14 protein-coding genes are annotated in these 17,386 nt (G+C 45.3%); 6 read left to right on the forward strand and 8 right to left on the reverse strand.

Annotated elements, in window-relative coordinates; genetic code table 11:
* The 8 genes from paaN to VIP81_RS27465 all read right to left on the reverse strand — a co-directional run.
* Positions 1–1,591, reverse strand: a 1,591-nt coding sequence (gene paaN, locus VIP81_RS27430) for a phenylacetic acid degradation protein PaaN (RefSeq protein WP_331968949.1), incomplete at its 3' end; no start/stop codon positions are given.
* A gap of 94 nt (positions 1,592–1,685) precedes the next feature.
* Positions 1,686–2,759, reverse strand: a complete 1,074-nt coding sequence (locus tag VIP81_RS27435; protein ID WP_331968952.1) for a tetratricopeptide repeat protein — start codon at positions 2,757–2,759, stop codon at positions 1,686–1,688.
* A 98-nt stretch (positions 2,760–2,857) separates the two neighbouring features.
* Positions 2,858–3,715: a type II CAAX endopeptidase family protein gene (locus VIP81_RS27440; protein WP_331968954.1), complete on the reverse strand. Its 858-nt coding sequence runs from the start codon at positions 3,713–3,715 to the stop codon at positions 2,858–2,860.
* 73 nt (positions 3,716–3,788) lie between these two features.
* Entirely contained in the window at positions 3,789–5,033 is a 1,245-nt protein-coding gene (locus tag VIP81_RS27445) for a DUF1015 domain-containing protein (RefSeq protein ID WP_331968957.1), read from the reverse strand.
* A 165-nt stretch (positions 5,034–5,198) separates the two neighbouring features.
* On the reverse strand, positions 5,199–6,308 hold the full coding sequence (gene serC, locus VIP81_RS27450; RefSeq protein ID WP_331968960.1) for a 3-phosphoserine/phosphohydroxythreonine transaminase: 1,110 nt from the start codon (positions 6,306–6,308) through the stop codon (positions 5,199–5,201).
* A gap of 151 nt (positions 6,309–6,459) precedes the next feature.
* The gene (locus VIP81_RS27455; protein ID WP_331968963.1) at positions 6,460–7,440 is read right to left on the reverse strand and encodes a zinc dependent phospholipase C family protein; all 981 of its coding nucleotides are present in this window, start codon (positions 7,438–7,440) and stop codon (positions 6,460–6,462) included.
* A 167-nt stretch (positions 7,441–7,607) separates the two neighbouring features.
* Positions 7,608–8,216: a DUF502 domain-containing protein gene (locus VIP81_RS27460; RefSeq protein WP_331968965.1), complete on the reverse strand. Its 609-nt coding sequence runs from the start codon at positions 8,214–8,216 to the stop codon at positions 7,608–7,610.
* Between the two features lie 92 nt (positions 8,217–8,308).
* Complete coding sequence (locus VIP81_RS27465) at positions 8,309–8,452, reverse strand: hypothetical protein (RefSeq protein ID WP_331968968.1); 144 nt, start codon at positions 8,450–8,452, stop codon at positions 8,309–8,311.
* Between the two features lie 26 nt (positions 8,453–8,478).
* Between VIP81_RS27465 and VIP81_RS27470 the strand changes: the two genes are divergently transcribed.
* From VIP81_RS27470 to VIP81_RS27495, 6 genes are all read left to right on the forward strand, one after another.
* Positions 8,479–9,090 carry a TetR/AcrR family transcriptional regulator gene (locus VIP81_RS27470; RefSeq protein ID WP_331968971.1) on the forward strand — a complete coding sequence of 204 codons (612 nt, stop codon included), beginning with the start codon at positions 8,479–8,481 and terminating at the stop codon, positions 9,088–9,090.
* Positions 9,091–9,094: 4 nt separating this feature from the next.
* Entirely contained in the window at positions 9,095–10,456 is a 1,362-nt protein-coding gene (locus tag VIP81_RS27475) for a TolC family protein (RefSeq protein WP_331968973.1), read from the forward strand.
* Positions 10,457–10,492: 36 nt separating this feature from the next.
* Positions 10,493–11,617 (forward strand): efflux RND transporter periplasmic adaptor subunit, encoded by a 1,125-nt coding sequence (locus tag VIP81_RS27480; protein ID WP_331968976.1) that lies wholly within the window; start codon positions 10,493–10,495, stop codon positions 11,615–11,617.
* A gap of 30 nt (positions 11,618–11,647) precedes the next feature.
* Positions 11,648–15,199 (forward strand): efflux RND transporter permease subunit, encoded by a 3,552-nt coding sequence (locus tag VIP81_RS27485; protein WP_331968979.1) that lies wholly within the window; start codon positions 11,648–11,650, stop codon positions 15,197–15,199.
* 390 nt (positions 15,200–15,589) lie between these two features.
* A complete protein-coding gene (gene kynU / locus VIP81_RS27490; protein ID WP_331968982.1) occupies positions 15,590–16,858 on the forward strand; it encodes a kynureninase in 1,269 nt (422 codons plus the stop codon).
* A gap of 9 nt (positions 16,859–16,867) precedes the next feature.
* Positions 16,868–17,386: hypothetical protein (locus VIP81_RS27495; protein ID WP_331968985.1), on the forward strand; the 519-nt coding region annotated here is incomplete at its 3' end.

A 17,386-nucleotide genomic window follows, 5' to 3' on the forward strand; every position in this document is an offset into this window, starting at 1 on the left:
AGCTGGCATTGCCTGCCGGATTACCGCCGGTAACATGGAAGTCAGAAAACGCAGCATGCTGATTTACCCAGATGAAGCCGGTGAGATTAAAGGATACCGGGGTAAACACGCTGTTCATTTCTTCCGCAATCGTTTCTTTGGTATCACCATCGGTGGTATAAGCGCCGCAGGTAATAGCCCCATATTTAGTGGCCATTTGTTTGGCCAGTTGAATGCTGTGCTCTGTATCTCTGGTTTTAATAAGCAACACTACAGGGCCGAAAAGCTCTTTTTCATAGATGCCCGTGTCGGCACTGGTCACTTCTAATATAGTAGGGGCGCATACCCTGGCGTTGGAAAACTCTTCATTTATTACCGGAGTGCCTTCCAGGATCACTTTTCCGCCGAGGTGAAGCGCTTCTTTCGCCCGCGTAAGGGTGCTGTCGTTTTGTATGGCGCCTAACGTGCCTGCACCCATTTTGGGATGGTTCACCAGGCCCACTACAGCGTCCTTGAATTTCTGTACCACGTCGTTAAAAGATACCTGCCCGTTGTCGGTGCGTACTCCTTGCTCAGGGATAAAAAAGTTCTGTGGCGCCGTACACATCTGACCGGAATACAAGCTAACAGAAAATGCCAGGTTCTGGATAACAGCATCCAGATCTTTCACACTGTCCAGTATTACGGAGTTAACCCCGGCCTTTTCTGTAAATACCGTTTTGCCGGATAAGGATTCTATATAGTTGCCAAACGGACTGCCGCCGGTATAGTCTATCAGTTTTACATCCGGATGCTCACACAAGTCTTTGGTGATCAGGTGTTCCGAGCTGTCTGCTGCCAGCTGGCACAGATTCGGATCATAGCCGTTGTCCTGTAATACCTGTTGGATGGCACTAACGGCAATGGCTATAGGAAGTACTGCTTTGGGATGCGGCTTTACGATCACGGCATTACCGGTAATCAGATCTGCATATACACCAGGCAGGGTATTCCATACCGGAAAGGTGGAACAGCCAATGACTACGCCGGTACCTTTAGGAATGGGTTTGAAGGTTTTATATAGTTTGATGCTGGTTTTGCCCATCGGCTTCTCCCAGGTAAGATTGGGCGGGTAGCGCTGCAACTCATGGTAGCCGGTGGCTACCGCCTCCAGGGCACGGTCGTTGGCATGTGGACCGGAAGCCTGAAAGCTCATCATGAAGCTTTGGCCCGTAGTATGCATGGTGGCATTGGCAATATCAAAAAAGTAGTCTTTCACCCGCTCCAGTGTTTCTGTGAGGATACCAGCTCTTTCAGCTATAGATACTTTCCCCCAGCTTTTGCCGGCTACAGCTGCTTTTGCGAGCAGATCAGCCACGGTAAAAATGGGATACGTAACGCCCAGCACTTCACGGGTGTAAGGAGATACCTCTTCTCCACTCCAGCCGGTTTCGCCTGTTTGCAGTAATTGTTTGAAGGGTTTGCCCAGCAGTTGCTGATAGCTCTGAACGCCCTTTGCATGGGCTTCTTCACCGTAAGCTTTAGGATGCTCCGGATATTGCGAATAAAAAATTCGTTCGTGGTTCGCCTTTACAGCGTTGTCAATAATGTTTTGGTGTTTGTTAACGAGCATATTCAGAATTTGAGATTTACAATTTACGGATTTAGTCATTCAGTTGCTACAGCAACTAAATGACTAAATCTATAAATCAAAAAATGTCTAAATACTAATATCCCGAATTTATCAGCGTAAACCTTCCGTCATTATAATATTCGTCTGGTCTTGGCTTCAATGGATTGTCACGTTGATATTTCAGGAATGTGTCATAGTCCTGCTTATGTAGTGCTATCCATGCTTTATAACCGGCCTGATTGGCAGCAGGGCCAAACAGCCACTGATTATATGATTCAAACATACCCTCCTGCAACAGCGTGCGTTGAAAATCGAAGAGGGCAAAGGGATATTTCATGCCATAAAAACTAAACCAATCCAGCAGAAAACGGGTGCGTATCATTACCAGTACTTCCGGATCTATTCCGCCGGTAACCACACTCATTTGCTTGCCCATGGAGGTTTTATAAGCTTCTACAAAATCGGCATTGCCTCTTTTGCCCTTTTTATCATCTGGCAGCATCGCGTCAAAGAGCGATGGGTCGTTGAATAATTTCTTGTAAGATTCCAGCACAATGTTCCTTATCTCAGCCGTGCGCGTGGTGAAGCTTTCCATATTCATGAAGGTTTCGCCATATAAAATGCACCACAAAGGATTGTTACTGAAATCATATGTTTTGGTAGCATTATAGTAGTTACCTGGAAACCCGGGGTCCTGCTCAATGCCTTTAATCCAGCTGCGTAATGCGCCATCGTACATCTTAAAGTTCATCAGCAGCGTGCCGTTGTCGTTGTACAACTCACCGCTGTTAGGGAACTTCTTAATCGCCCGCTCGTACATGCGCTGCGCGGTTTTCCACTCTTCTCTGCCCACATAAATATTGCCGGCAATCTGAAACGCCTGTACATCTACTTCCCTGCTATTCAGTAATGGCTCGACTACACTTTTCGCTTTCACAAGATCACCTTTCAGGTAGAAAGTAAAAGCCAGCTGCTTTTTATATTCATAATTGTCCGGCTCCAATTGTAAAGCCTGGTTCAATACCAATACGGCATTGGAATAGTCTCCCGTGCGAATGAAGCCCGATGCTGTATTGTATAATTCCTTCGCATCCTGCGCAATTACTACCTGTGAAAATAAAACTCCCGCAACAATAAAAGCTTTCAATAAAGATGACCGTTTGTTCATTCCTTGTCTGTTCGTTTGTTGTAAAAGTAAGGAAAATGGGGTAATGTCCCACGGATCAATCGATGAGCAGGCAGGGTGGAGGAAAGATAGTTTTTATATTAGCTTATTGTTTTATTTGTTGAAGAGAAACTTGACTGAAGTATAATAACGCAGATAATGGCAACAATGGCACTGATACCTACCCAGGCAGGAGAATTCAGTATTGGCCGGGCATGCGCAATGAATTGATCCTGTAGGGTAAATATCAAAAGGGCAGGGACGAGACCAAATAAAAATTGCATATAAAGGGTATTACCAAGATTCTTTGTTTTTAGGTATATCCATGACAGCAGCACAGAAAAGGAAATTACATATACGAGAGAATTAGGTGATAAACTGATGGCGCAGCTAATGGCGGTTATGTTTACAATGGATTTCACAGGAGAGTAGTTTTTAAAAAAACTATCCAGGACGACACCTCTCATCAGGCTCTCCTCAATCAGTGGGTCGATGAGAAGATACGTAAAACAATAGAATACCGGGTTTTCGCGAATCAATAGAAATACGGATGATTCCCATTCATCCAACATGCTCAGATGAAGCCATTCCTGAACACCAAATACAAATACATAAAGAGCGCACATCAGGAACGGGCCTGCCAGCAGCAGCGTGGTGGAGGGGGCTTCGATACGGAGCTTATAATCTGGTTCTATTTTTTTCTTCCTGTTGTAGCTATAAAACAGTAAAGTTAACAGCAGGCAGCCATAAAGAACGATAGAGATCACACACGTCAATAGTTTGTCAACAACAAAATCCAGATGAAAAAGAGTCCCAAAAACCCAAAAGGCGAGGAACAGTACGAAGCTATAAACCGGTATTAACCAGGCAGTGCCCAGTCTGGGATAAAATTTTTTCTTTTCTGTGGCCAGCAAAGGATCATCATCGAAGATAGATCGGGTGTTGTCGGATGCTTTCATGGGTTCGGGTATAAAAGGGATAAAACAAAAGACTTCCCCGGCGGTTGAGTAACCAGGGAAGCGTATGGCGTAATTAAATAATATGTGTAATCAATCCATCTCTCAACTTCGGTTCAAACCAGGTACTCTTGGGTGGCATTACATTCCCGCTGTCTGCAATATCAAACAACTGCTGAATAGTTACCGGATACAGCGCAAATGCTACTTTCATCTCGCCGCTATCTACACGTTTTACCAGTTCACCCAGTCCGCGGATACCGCCTATAAAATCAATACGCTTATCGGTACGCTGATCTTTGATGCCCAGCAATTTATCAAGTATGTTGTTGGAAAGAATGGTTACATCCAGGATGCCGATAGGATCGGTGGTGTAGGTCCCTTCTTTGGCTACCAGCCGATACCATCTGCCGTCGAGGTACATACTGAATTCGTGCAGCATGGAAGGCTGCTGGGGTAAATGACCAATTTCTTCTACCGTAAAATCATAGTCCAGCCGCGATAAAAAGGCTTCTTTGCTAAGGCCGTTCAGGTCTTTCACCACACGGTTGTAATCCAGTATAGCCAGCTGGCTGGCAGGAAATATGGTAGTCAGAAAGTAGTTGATCGGATTTTCTACAGAGGTAATTTTCCCGGCGGCTTCAAACGCTTGCTGCACCAGGCTGGCGGAGGCGGCCCGATGGTGCCCGTCTGCGATATAAGTGCAGTGAACTTTTTCTGCAAACAGGGAAGTGATATCGGCTACTGCGGCGGGGGCGTTCACCACCCACACGGTATGTTGAATCCCATCGTCTGCGGTGAAGTCGTACACCGGCTTGTTATGCTCCTGCCAGTGAGCTATGATAGCGTTGATTTCCGGCACATCATTATAGGCCAGGAATACGTTGCCGGTTTGGGCTTTGGTGGTTTTAATGTGATTGATGCGGTCCAGTTCTTTGTCCGGACGGGTAAACTCATGTTTTTTGATGATGCCGTTATTGTAGTCGGCAATAGCAGAAACGCATACTAACCCGGTTTGAGAACGGCCATTCATCACCAGTTTGTAGATGTAATAGGCAGGTTGAGCTTCCAGGAAAAGTACGCCTTCGCTTACCAGGTGATGCAGGTTTTCCGCTGCTTTATCATATACCTGCTGGCTGTGGGTATCTATCCCCTCCGGCAGATCTATTTCAGATTTAGAAACATGATAATATGAGTACGGATTACCGGATGCCGCAATTTTTGCTTCTTCCGAACTGAGTACGTCATAGGGCCTTGCGGCTACTTTTGCTGCCAATTCTTCTGTTGGCCTTAATCCGTTAAAGGGTCTGATAATAGCCATGATGAATGTATGAGTGAGTAGTAAATGTAATGATAAAGAATTACGAATTAGGAATTACGAATTACGAATTACGGAGTTGTGGGGAGATAAAAGCGAATGCTGACCATCGCGTTTACTATCTACTCACAACTCCGTAATTCGTAATTCCTAATTCGTAATTCTTTTTTACGCCTTCTTCAGGGAGAAATATTTCATGGCTTCTACCATTACTTCTACGCTCTCATAAGGCAGGGCGTTATACATCGATACGCGGAATCCGCCGGAGAGACGGTGTCCCTTGATACCCACAATGTCTTCTTTTTTACAAAATTTCAGGAACTCTTCTTCCATGTCAGGCTTATCCATAATGAAGCAGGCATTCATTTTACTACGGTCTTCTTTTACCACTGTACCGCGGAACAGCGGGTTGTGGTCGATTTCATCGTAGAGCAATGCTGCTTTCTTATCATTGATTTTTTCAATGGCAGGAATACCACCCTGCTCTTTCAGCCAGCGGAGCGTGAGCATGGTAATGTATACCGCAAAAACGGGAGGGGTATTCAACATGGAGCCATTCTCTATATGGTTCCTGTAATCAAGCATAGACGGTATTTTGCGGGATACCTTGCCCAATATGCTTTTGCGGACAGCTACCATAGTGGCGCCGGCAGCACCCATGTTTTTCTGTACACCTGCATAGATCAGCGAGTACTTGTTGAAGTCCATGTTGCGGCTCATGATGTCACTGCTCATATCTGCTACCAGTGGGACGTCGGTAACAGGTGTCATATGCCACTGACTACCATAAATGGTATTGTTGGTGGTAATGTGCAGATAACTCGCCTGTGGAGGAATGGTAAACTGCTTGGGAATGTGATTGTAGTTGCTTTCTTTGGAGCTCGCCACAACGTCGGCGAAGCCAAACAATTTTGCTTCTTTGATAGCCTTGTTAGACCATACTCCGGTGTCTACATAAGCGGCCGTTTCACTGCTTTCCAGCAGGTTCATTGGCACCTGCAGAAACTGCATGGTGGCTCCGCCATGTAAAAAGAGTACTTCAAAGTCGTCATCAAGCTGCATCAGTTCCCTCACCAGGTTACGCGCCTCGTCCATGACCGCTATAAACGGTTGTGTTCTGTGGCCAATCTCCAGTATAGACATCCCTGACCCTTCAAAGTCAATCAGCGCTTTACTGGCCTTGTACAATACCTCGTTGGGTAATACAGAAGGACCTGCGTTAAAATTATGCACCTTCATGTTGCGATTCAGATTAAATTCATTTTTTGATCTTTCCACTTTGTTTTGGTTTTTCTAAGGAAACGGAAAAAAACGGCACGGGTGTTTTAAAACCTAAGGTGCGTGGTGTAGGACAGGCTAAAAGATGGTATGGGCAAAGATAAAATTTCTTTTCTAATTATTAAGTATTAGCATAAATATTTTAACCGGTTTACTCTTCCCGCACGGGTAGCTTGCCCTCCAGCCACTGCTGTTGCAGCTTTCCCACCTCCTGTAACTCCTCCGTGGTAAGGGTTGTATGGGTCAGCTGCTGTAAAGAAGGCTGCCCCGCATTTACCCAGGCGGTATACCAGGCAGCGGCTACCCCCGCTATCGCATTTTTCATTCTCCGTTCTACCATGTCACCCATCGATCGTGCATAAGCTTTCGTATAGTCATCGGCGTAAGTACGTACGAGCAATCCGTTCCGGTTTTCATACGCAAAACGACGCCCCGGCGGAAACTGTTCACTTAAGCGTTTTTCCAACAACAACACGGTATCTGCTTCCATGCCGCTAACCCTGATAATATCCCAGATAAACCTGCGCGGCTCCCGGATGTACGTAGCTTTCCCTGCCCAGTAATCAAACGTTTCATCAGCGAGTAACTCCGGAATACGTGACTCCCACAAACCATGTATTCCCTGCTGTCCGGTGAACTGCCCGTTGTGATTGGAACAGGCATGCAAAGGCACGTGTGCATCCGCAATGTAATGGCCCAATTCAGCCGACAGTCGCAGGATACGTTGCTGGTCTTTCTCCCGGAAAGCGTTGGTGAGCATCGCCATCATCTTCTCAAGATGCCAGGGCAATATGCCATTGCGATTCAACGAATCTGCCGTGTACCGTGCCACCGCGTCTGTCCAGTTACGGGGAATATGATCGTAGGGCGGCTTGTCAAATAAATCAATATCAATGAAATGCCGCGCTCCTTCTGCTGCCACCGCATAACGCCGCTTATCGGGATCGGTGGCATGCACGGTAATGTACTCCAGCTGCGGCTTGTACAATACCATCATCTCCGGAGGTAAACAAAATACCGCCAGCCGGTTGATACGCTGGTGCGCAAAAAATCCCCATGCACAGGCTTCTGTACAGGATAATGTCAATACTACAAGTAATACGGAAATACGTACGTAGGCGTGGGTTAACATATGGCTATATTTTTTGGGAAGACGAATATAGCCATTTCGCTTTTTATAACCGAGGGATATCCCCACTTTTTTCAACCGAAAAAGTGGTTTATTATCAGCCGGCGTACCTATCAGTTGCCCCGTTAAGGCAATTGATAGGTACGCCGGTCTTCAGCAGCAAGCAGGTGTTAAATGTTGGTAACACCACCACTAACAGCAAACTTCATCGCCTCTCCGGCAGATATATTGGTCAGCGCCTTTACCCGGTCCTTGGGCACCATAAACACTTTGCCGGTAATCGCATACGCGTGCGGCACATAAACCGCCATATATCCCTCCAGACCAAAATTGCTGACATCTGCCTGCGTAATGAACCCCATCTCCCACACATCTACCCCGTAAATCTGCACCAGCACCGGATGATCAAACTTTTTCTTCTCCCCCACAAAAGCATCAAATACATCCTTGATAGAAGTATAGATGTACTTGATAAAAGGAGTCCGTTCCAGCAAATGATCAAACAAATCAAAAATCCGCCCTATAATAAAGGAAGAACTGAGATAGCCCACAGCTATAATCAACAGCAATACCAGCGCAAATCCTACTCCCTTATATCTCAGAAAACTAAAAGAAGCGCCTTCCGGAATGAACTCTTTAGGAATAATATTATCGATGGTAACAAAAGCCCAGTACAATGTGAGCGCCGTAATCCCAATGGGCGCCAGTATGAGCAGTCCCTGAAAGAAGTAACGCAACAGTCTTGATGCAAATACTTTAAATCTAAGCTTTGGCGACATGGTTCGTGATTAGAACTGCAAATTAGTTAATAAAGCAGAAAGCGGAAGGCAAAAAGCAAAAAGCCATCGAAGCGAATGACCAACGTGAAGCATCAATATCCGCCTATGTCATTCGCTTCGATGGCTTTTTGCTTTTTGCCTTCCGCTTTCTGCTCATGATTGCTTGTTGCCACATATAAAAAATAGTTACTGGAAACTTTGGAAGTTTGGAAAGTTTCCATAGTTTTGTCCTGCATAACAACAGGGTTATTGCTGTAAAACTATGGAAATACAGGAACGTATTATGGACACGGCTTTCGGCCTGTTTCGTCAGTTTGGTACCCGCTCAATTACCATGGACGACATCGCTGAAAGAATGGGCATCTCCAAGAAGACATTGTATGCCCACTTCACCGATAAGGACGATATGGTCACCCAGACCATCAGCCGGTTCATAGAAGTAGTGAACGAAGAATGTCTGGCTGATCGTCAAAAATCCCGGGATGCTATCCAGGAACTTTTCCTGGTCATGGATATGATCGATCACCGGTTGCGCAATATGAATCCGGTCATTATGCTGGATCTTCAAAAATTTCATTCCAAAGCTTTCCAGGTTTTCGAAGAGTATCAGAATAACACACTCGCTACCCTGATCCGTGAAAATATGGAAAGAGGCATCAGCGAACAGTTATACCGGCCGGATATAGATATCAACATCTTAACACAATACCGCATTCATGGCTGTATGATCTGTTTTAAACCCGAAGTCTTCCCCGTTGGATCAGATATGAATAAAGTGCAGAGAGTATTGCTGGAGAATTTTTTATATGGGGTGGCTTCTTTAAAAGGGTATCAGCTTATTGAAGAATATAAACAACTATCGAAAAACAAATAATACTATGCTATCAATCAAAAGGCTCACCAGTATGGCTTTTATGGGATGGCTGCTGTCAGTGGCCATCAACGTCAGGGCCCAGCAACAGCAGAACCTTACCGAGCCAATCAGCCTGTCTGCCAAAGAAGCGGTAGACTACGCACTGGCTAACCAGAGCTCCGTGAAAACTGCCAAACTGGATGAACTGATACAGCTGGCAAAAAATAAGGAAATCAGCGGCCTGGCATTGCCTAATATCGCAGGAAATGGGTCTTACCAGTATAACCCAATCGTGCAGAAACAAATGTTCAATGCCAAAAACTTTGGTTCCCCTGTAGATTCCTTTACTGCCGTATCATTCCAGCTCAAACACAATATGCTGGGAGAGGTAAGACTAACGCAAACCCTCTTTGATCCCAGCGTACTGGTAGCATTGCAGGCACGGAAAACACTGGAAACACTGGTGTCACAAGGCGTTACAAAAAGCCAGATTGATGTAAAGTCAGAAGTATATAAAGCATACTACAATGTGCTCTCTGCCAACAAAGCATTGACTATTCTTTCTGAAAATGTTAGCTCACTGGAAAAAATTCTCAGTGAAACCAAAGAAATCTATAAGAACGGATTAGTAGAAAAACTGGATGTAGACCGTCTCGTAGTACAATATACCAATCTGCAGACAGAACAAACCAAACTCCGCAACCTGATTGAATTAGGTACTGCCTCCCTGAAATACCAGATGGGCATGCCACTCAAACAGGCTATCACGTTAACGGATACACTGTCTACCGAAAAAATTGTGGCAGACGTACTCGATATGGATAAATTCGATTACTCCCAACGTATCGAATACCAGTTGCTGGAAACACAGAAAAAAGCCAATGAATATGATCTGAAAAGATATAAGATGAAAGGCTTGCCATCCCTGCAACTGTTTGCCGCCACCGGTGCACTCAGAGGGAGTGATCAATTCGATTACTTTCAGAGCCCGATGTGGTACGGTTATGTAAATACCGGACTCAATCTCTCCGTACCCATCTTTACCGGCTTGCAACGTAAGCGCCAGGTAGATCAGGCATGGTTGAACGTTAAGAAAAGTGAAGTGGCTATTGAAAATGCCAAGTTGGGAATAGACCTGGAAAGGGAGCAATCTGCCTCCACTTTCCGTAACAACGTACTCACCCTGGAAGCACAGGAGAAAAATATGGGACTTGCGCAGGATGTATATCATACCACCCAGATCAAATACAGAGAGGGCGTAGGTTCCAGCCTGGAAATGACGACTGCTGAAAACGATCTGCTCACTGCACAAAATAATTATTTCACTGCTTTGTTCAATGCAATCGTTGCTAAAATAGATCTGCTGAAATCATACGGCAAACTATAAGCTTAATTATTTCAATCACCATTCACTACTAATAACATGACCAAAAGATATTCTTTCCTGATCCCCTTCCTCACACTCGTATTGGCTGCCTGCGGCGGTGGTGGCGGAAATAAAGCCGAACAGCTGCAGCAGTTGAAACAGGAAAAAGTAAAATACAATGAAGACATCGACAAGAAAATTGCTGCACTGGAAAAAGAAGTAGGCAAAACAGATTCTGTGCAGAAAATGAAAGATGTCACCGTCACAGAGGTAACAGATACTTTATTCGAACATTATATTGATGTACAAGGTAGTGTAGACGCCCGTGAAAACGTAAACGTTTCTGCCCGCGTACCAGGTGTGATCACCGGCATCTTCGTAAAAGAAGGACAAGCTGTAAGCCAGGGACAAACACTGGCCCAGGTAGATGACCAGGTACTGAAAGCAAACATGGCGGAACTCCGCACCCAAATGGAACTTGCCAATACCCTGTATGAAAAACAAAAGAACCTGTGGTCACAGAAAATAGGATCTGAACTGCAATACCTGAATGCTAAAAATCAGAAGGAAAGCCTGGACAGAAAAATGGCTACCCTGCAGGATCAGCAATCACAAACCCGCATCATTGCACCCATCACTGGTACTGTTGATGCCGTGATTGCCAAAGTGGGCGACAATGCAATGCCCGGTAATCCAGCTTTCCGCGTTGTAAATGCCAATAACCTGAAAGTCAATGCTAACGTGGCAGAAGCTTATGCCGGCCTGCTGAAAACAGGCGACGCTGTCATCATCTCTTTCCCGGATATTAACCGCGAAATACGCAGCAACATCAGCTTCGCTTCCAGAACCATCGATCCGCTAAGCCGCACCATCAAAATTGAAGTGCCGCTGAAACCAGATGCCGGCCTGCGTCCTAACATGATTGCACATATCAGAATTGTGGATTACACCGCAAAAAATGCGGTAGTGATCCCGGTAAGCGTAATCCAGTACACTGCCGGTAAACCTTATGTTATTGTTGCACAAAATGCCAACGGTAAACTGGTGGCACAACGTAAAACAGTTGAACTGGGCCGCACTTATAATGACAAGGCGGAAATAAAAACGGGTTTGGATAAAGGTGATAAAATTATCACTACAGGTTTTCAGGGGCTGAATGATAACGACCTGATTAAATTATAAAGCTGCTTCAAAACAGCTAAAATCAAGTGTATGCAAGATAATCTCCATAAAGAATTTAAGCCTACCAGCTGGGCCATTGATAATAAGGTGAGCGTTTACGTGGCCACTATTATCATTGCGCTCGCAGGTATTCTTTCCTATAATAGCCTGCCCAAGGAACAATTTCCGGAAGTAGTGTTCCCGCAGTTCTATATCAATACCATTAATGCCGGTACTTCTCCGGAGGACATGGAAACAACGGTGACCAAGCCTATTGAAAAGCAGCTGAACGGTATCTCCGGTGTGAAAAAAATCAAGAGTATATCCATGCAGGATTTCTCTGCCATCACCATCGAATTCAATGCCAATGAAAATATTGAAGCTGCCCGTCAACAGGTTCGTGAAAAAGTAGACGATGCGAAAAAAGATCTGCCGCAGAATCTTACACAGGAACCACAGATCGTGAAGATCGATGTGTCACAGATTCCTATCATGAACGTCAACCTCTCCGGTGACTTCGATCTGCAAACCCTGAAAAAGTATGCAGACGATATGAAAGATCGCATTGAAGCGCTCAATGAAATTACCCGCGTGGACCTGGTAGGAGAACTGGAACGTGAGATCCAGATCAATGTGGACAAGTACAAAATGGATGCGGCCAAAATCAGCTTTGAGGATATCATTCTTGCCATACAGGGCGAAAATATTACTATCTCCGGCGGTTTGGTGGCGATGGATGGTCAGAAACGTACCCTCAGTGTAAAAGGAGAATATAAAGATCCTGCACGGATAGGAAATATTGTGGTACGCGGACAATCCGGCGCTACCGTATACCTCAGAGATGTCGCCAATGTGGTAGATGGTTTCCTCGAGCAGGAAAGCTATGCCCGTTTGGCTGGAAAGAATGTAATCACACTGAACGTGATTAAACAAAGTGGTAAAAACCTGATCGATGCATCCGATAAGATCCAGGCGATTACGAAAGATATGCAGGAAAATTATTTCCCTAAAAATCTGAACGTAACCATCACCGCCGATCAGTCTAAATCTACCCGTGTTACCTTGCACGATCTGATTAATACCATCATTATCGGCTTCTTATTGGTAACGCTTATTCTCATGTTCTTCATGGGAGCAGTGAATGCGATCTTCGTGGCACTGTCGGTACCTATCTCCATGTTCATCGCATTTTTGCTGATGCCCATGTACGGTTTTACACTGAACATGATGGTGCTGTTCTCCTTCCTGCTGGCATTGGGGATTGTGGTGGATGATGCCATTGTGGTGATAGAAAACGTACACCGTATTTATAATGAGCGAAAGGATCTGGGTATTGTGAAGGCGGCCAAGATAGCCGCAGGAGAAGTCTTTCTGCCTGTATTCTCTGGTACGCTGACCGTATTGGCACCTTTTGTCCCTTTACTTTTCTGGCCTGGCATCATCGGTAAATTCATGTTTTATTTACCGGTAACGCTTATAACCACACTGGGTGCTTCACTGGTTGTTGCTTATATCATCAACCCCGTTTTTGCAGTTGATTTTATGGACCGGCATGAAGGGGAGAATCACCCCAAGCCGAAGTTCGACAAGAAATTCGCGATCCTCTCCGGTGTATTTGCGTTACTGGCACTCATCGGATATGCCAATGGCAGCATGGGCGTGGGTAACTTCGTGATCTTCCTTTACCTGGTGATCGTACTGGAACGATTCTGGTTAGGTGGCGTGGCCCGTCACTTCCAGCATAAGTTCTGGCCTAAGGTGCAGGAGCGCTACAAACTTATTCTGAAATGGTGCTTGCTAGGATGGCGACCTGTATGGATTGTGATAGCGGCGTTTGGCCTGCTGTTCTTCAGTATTGTGCTAACGGCTATACGAAATCCGAAAGTGGTATTCTTCCCGCAGGCAGATCCCAACTTTATTTACACTTACATAGAATTACCCAACGGTACCGATCAGAAATACACGGACTCCATCACTAAGATTGTGGAAAACCGCATTACCAAAGTGGTGGGCGCAAAGAATCCTATCGTGGAATCTATTATTTCCAATGTGGCCAAAGGCGCCGGCGATCCTTCACAGATGGATTTGAGCGTACAACCACAGAAAGGTAAAGTAACCGTAGCCTTCGTGGAATTTGGCGCGAGAAATAATCAGTCTACCGTACAATACCTGGATAAAATCAGGGACGCAGTAAAAGGCATACCAGGTACCAATATCACGGTAGAGCAGGAGCAGGGCGGTCCGCCAACAGGTAAACCAGTGAATATCGAAATCACCGGCGACAACTTTGATGAGTTAACCAGCACTTCGTTCAGACTTAAACGTTATCTCGACTCCTTACAGATTGGTGGGGTGGAAGAACTGAAAAGTGATTTCGAAGATAACAAGCCGGAAATAGTGGTGAACATCGATCGTGAAAGAGCAAACGCAGAAGGTATTTCCACCAAACAGATTGGAGGAACCCTCCGTACTGCCTTGTTTGGTGCGGAAGCTTCCAAGATCCGGGATGCGAAAGATGAGTATAAGATCATGGTAAGATTAAATGAGGATCAACGGAATAACATCAACAATCTGATGAACCTGAACCTGGTATACAGGGATATGAATATGGGCGGAGCTATCCGGCAGGTGCCATTGTCGGCAGTAGCGGATATTCATTATTCCAATACCTATGCAGGTATCAGACGTATAGATCAGAAACGTGTTATTACGCTGTATTCCAACGTATTAACGGGTTTCAACGCCAACGAGGTAGTGCAGCAAATCGAAACATCCCTGCACAACTTCAGCCATCCGTCTTCTGTATTAATAAAAATGACAGGGGAGCAGGAAGACCAGCAGGAAACCATGAACTTCCTGTTGATGGCAATGCTGGGCGCATTTGGCCTGATCCTGATGATCATGGTCACCCAGTTTAACTCTATTGGCCGTCCAATGATCATCTTAATGGAAATCCTGTTCAGTATCATCGGGGTATTCCTGGGCTTCTCGATCTTTAAGATGAGTATATCCATTGTAATGACGGGTGTGGGTATCATGGCGCTGGCGGGTATCGTGGTGCGTAATGGTATTGTACTGGTAGAATTTACGGATCTGCTGATTCAGCAAAAGATGCCAGTATATGAAGCTGTGGTGGAAGCGGGCAAAACCCGTATGACACCAGTGGTTTTAACCGCTATTGCTGCGATATTAGGGCTTATTCCGCTGGCAGTGGGCTTCAACATTGACTTTGCGTCCTTGTTCAGTGAGTTCAAACCACATATTTTCTTTGGGGGAGATAACGTAGCGTTCTGGGGTCCTTTGGCCTGGACCATGGTGTTCGGGTTAATATTTGCCACCTTCCTGACGCTGATTATGGTGCCGGTAATGTATGCCATGAACAAGCGTTCCATCGATGTGTTGGATAAGTATAACATGCCACGGTGGCTCAAGTACGTGCCATTCCTGGTGTTATTTATAAAAATATTCATGAAACGGTCAGACGTAAGGATGTTACATGATCCTAAGTATATGTCTGCCAAACCATACGAATTCTTTCCGGAACCAGAAGCAACAGAGGAGCCGCTGATAGGGAAGAAGGTAGATGGAATTTCCGTTAATTAAGTTTTTTTTCAATACAGTGTAACAGTTGTAGGTTAACAGTCTCCGTCCCGATTCTTCGGGACGGATTTTTTTTTGTATATTGTAACCGAATTGGATTTTTTTCTTCCATTAACAAATTTTAACATTTGGAATGAGTGCCATTTGAACAGCCTTTATTACTTTTGACCCTTCAGACAGTTACACGTTACTAGCCATATACAGCCTTAGCCTTATATGCCATATGATAAGTAAGCATTAAAATATTAAAAGACAGTCTGTTTTAAACAGTTAGGCCATTTATGCCTGTAATAGTATAATTAAGAAAGAAGATAGATTAAGGAGTTCAGCTTTACTTGACAAATCGCGAATCGCCGTTAAAAGAAATATACCGGGACGCAAGATTGGAAGACCATGGAGTACGTAGCATCGTTAGCATTTGCGAAAGAGAAGGACCAACAGGATCCGTTAAATAAATTCAGAGACCAGTTTTATTTCCCACAGCGTAACGGAAAGGATGCTATTTATTTATGTGGCAACTCACTCGGATTACAGCCTAAGAACGTGAAATCGGCTATAGAACAGGAACTGACGGATTGGCAACAATGTGCGGTGGAAGGTTATTGGGCAGCTAAAAATCCATGGTTATATTATCAACAATATTGCAGTAAACCGTTGACAGCCATTTTGGGGGCCAGCCAGCAGGAGTTGACAGTAATGAATACGCTTACGGTAAATCTGCATTTAATGATGCTCAGTTTTTACCGGCCAAACAAACAGCGATTTAAAGTGTTAATGGAAGCAGGAGCTTTTCCCAGTGACCAATATGCGGTTGAAACGCAGGTTAAGTTTCACGGTTACGATCCTGAAAGTGCGATTATAGAAGTTTCCCCGCGACCCGGAGAATATTTGATAAGATTAGAAGATATTTTAGAGATTATTAACAGAGAAAGTGATAGCTTAGCACTAGTTTTATTTGGAGGTATAAATTACTATACCGGACAGTTTTTTGATATACCCGCTATAACAGTTGCTGCTCACAAGGCAGGCGCTTACGCAGGTTTCGACCTGGCACACGTAGCTGGAAATATACCGGTAACATTGCACGATTGGGAAGTAGATTTTGCCGTTTGGTGCTCTTATAAGTACCTGAATGGTGGTCCCGGCGCAGTAGGAGGCGCTTTTGTGCATGAGAAACATGCCAGTAACCGCGATTTTCTTCGTTTAGGTGGCTGGTGGGGCAATGAAGAGAGTGCACGTTTTAAAATGGAAAAAGGGTTTGTGCCTAAAAAAGAAGCTGAAGGATGGCAACAAAGCACCGCTCAGGTGTTCAATATGGTTAGCCTGAAAGCCTCCCTGGAATTATTTGAAGCGGCCGGTATCGGCGCTTTACGTACCAAAAGTGAAGGAATGACCAATTATCTTGAGTTTCTGCTACGACAGTTAAAAGGCATGAATTTCCAGATTATTACACCGGAAAATAATAATGAACGAGGCGCTCAGTTATCTTTGTTGTTTCTGGACAAGGGTAAAGAAATACACCAACGAATGACCGATGCCGGTATAATCGTTGACTGGAGAGAGCCCGGAGTTATCAGGGTAGCACCGGCACCCTTATATAACTCCTATCAAGACGTATTTCATTTTTATGAAATCATAGCTAATATTGCTTCAAACGCTTAATTAAGTAAGATGACTTTTGAGAGAAACGAACGCCCCCGCAGGCCTTATTCTTCTGATACCAACAAAGAGAATGATCCCAATAAGGAGAAAGGCGATGACAAACCCAATGTAAATAACGAGCGGGAAGGCGGCAAGCCCGACTACAACAGTGGAAGCTCTGAGGGGCGCCCTGGTTACAATCGTGAAGGCGGATATCGTCCGCGCACAGACTACAATCGTGATGGCGGCACTGGTGGCGGCTACAACCGCGAAGGCGGAAGTGGTGGTTACAACCGTGATGGCGGTGGCGGCGGCTACAACCGTGAAGGTGGTGGCGGTGGCTACAACCGTGATGGTGCTGGTGGCGGCTATAGTGGCGGCAGTGGTAGTGGATACGATCGCGGCGGAAGCGGCGGTGGTGGCTACAATCGCGGTGGTGGCGGCTATGGTGGCGGCAGCGGTGGTGGTGGATACGACCGTGGTGGCGGTGGTGGTGGCTACAATCGCGGCGGCAGCGGCGGCGGTGGTTATGATCGCGGCGGCGGCGGT

The organism is Chitinophaga sp., from assembly GCF_036566945.1.
Lineage (GTDB): Bacteria > Bacteroidota > Bacteroidia > Chitinophagales > Chitinophagaceae > Chitinophaga.

What these genes read in the sequence shown, in the direction of transcription:
- VIP81_RS27435 (WP_331968952.1), bottom strand. Translation starts at nt 2,759, where the DNA reads ATGAACAAACGGTCATCTTTATTGAAAGCTTTTATTGTTGCGGGAGTT.
- VIP81_RS27440 (WP_331968954.1), bottom strand. Translation starts at nt 3,715, where the DNA reads ATGAAAGCATCCGACAACACCCGATCTATCTTCGATGATGATCCTTTG.
- VIP81_RS27445 (WP_331968957.1), bottom strand. Translation starts at nt 5,033, where the DNA reads ATGGCTATTATCAGACCCTTTAACGGATTAAGGCCAACAGAAGAATTG.
- VIP81_RS27455 (WP_331968963.1), bottom strand. Translation starts at nt 7,440, where the DNA reads ATGTTAACCCACGCCTACGTACGTATTTCCGTATTACTTGTAGTATTG.
- VIP81_RS27460 (WP_331968965.1), bottom strand. Translation starts at nt 8,216, where the DNA reads ATGTCGCCAAAGCTTAGATTTAAAGTATTTGCATCAAGACTGTTGCGT.
- VIP81_RS27465 (WP_331968968.1), bottom strand. Translation starts at nt 8,452, where the DNA reads ATGCAGGACAAAACTATGGAAACTTTCCAAACTTCCAAAGTTTCCAGT.
- VIP81_RS27470 (WP_331968971.1), top strand. Translation starts at nt 8,479, where the DNA reads ATGGAAATACAGGAACGTATTATGGACACGGCTTTCGGCCTGTTTCGT.
- VIP81_RS27475 (WP_331968973.1), top strand. Translation starts at nt 9,095, where the DNA reads ATGCTATCAATCAAAAGGCTCACCAGTATGGCTTTTATGGGATGGCTG.
- VIP81_RS27480 (WP_331968976.1), top strand. Translation starts at nt 10,493, where the DNA reads ATGACCAAAAGATATTCTTTCCTGATCCCCTTCCTCACACTCGTATTG.
- VIP81_RS27485 (WP_331968979.1), top strand. Translation starts at nt 11,648, where the DNA reads ATGCAAGATAATCTCCATAAAGAATTTAAGCCTACCAGCTGGGCCATT.
- kynU (WP_331968982.1), top strand. Translation starts at nt 15,590, where the DNA reads ATGGAGTACGTAGCATCGTTAGCATTTGCGAAAGAGAAGGACCAACAG.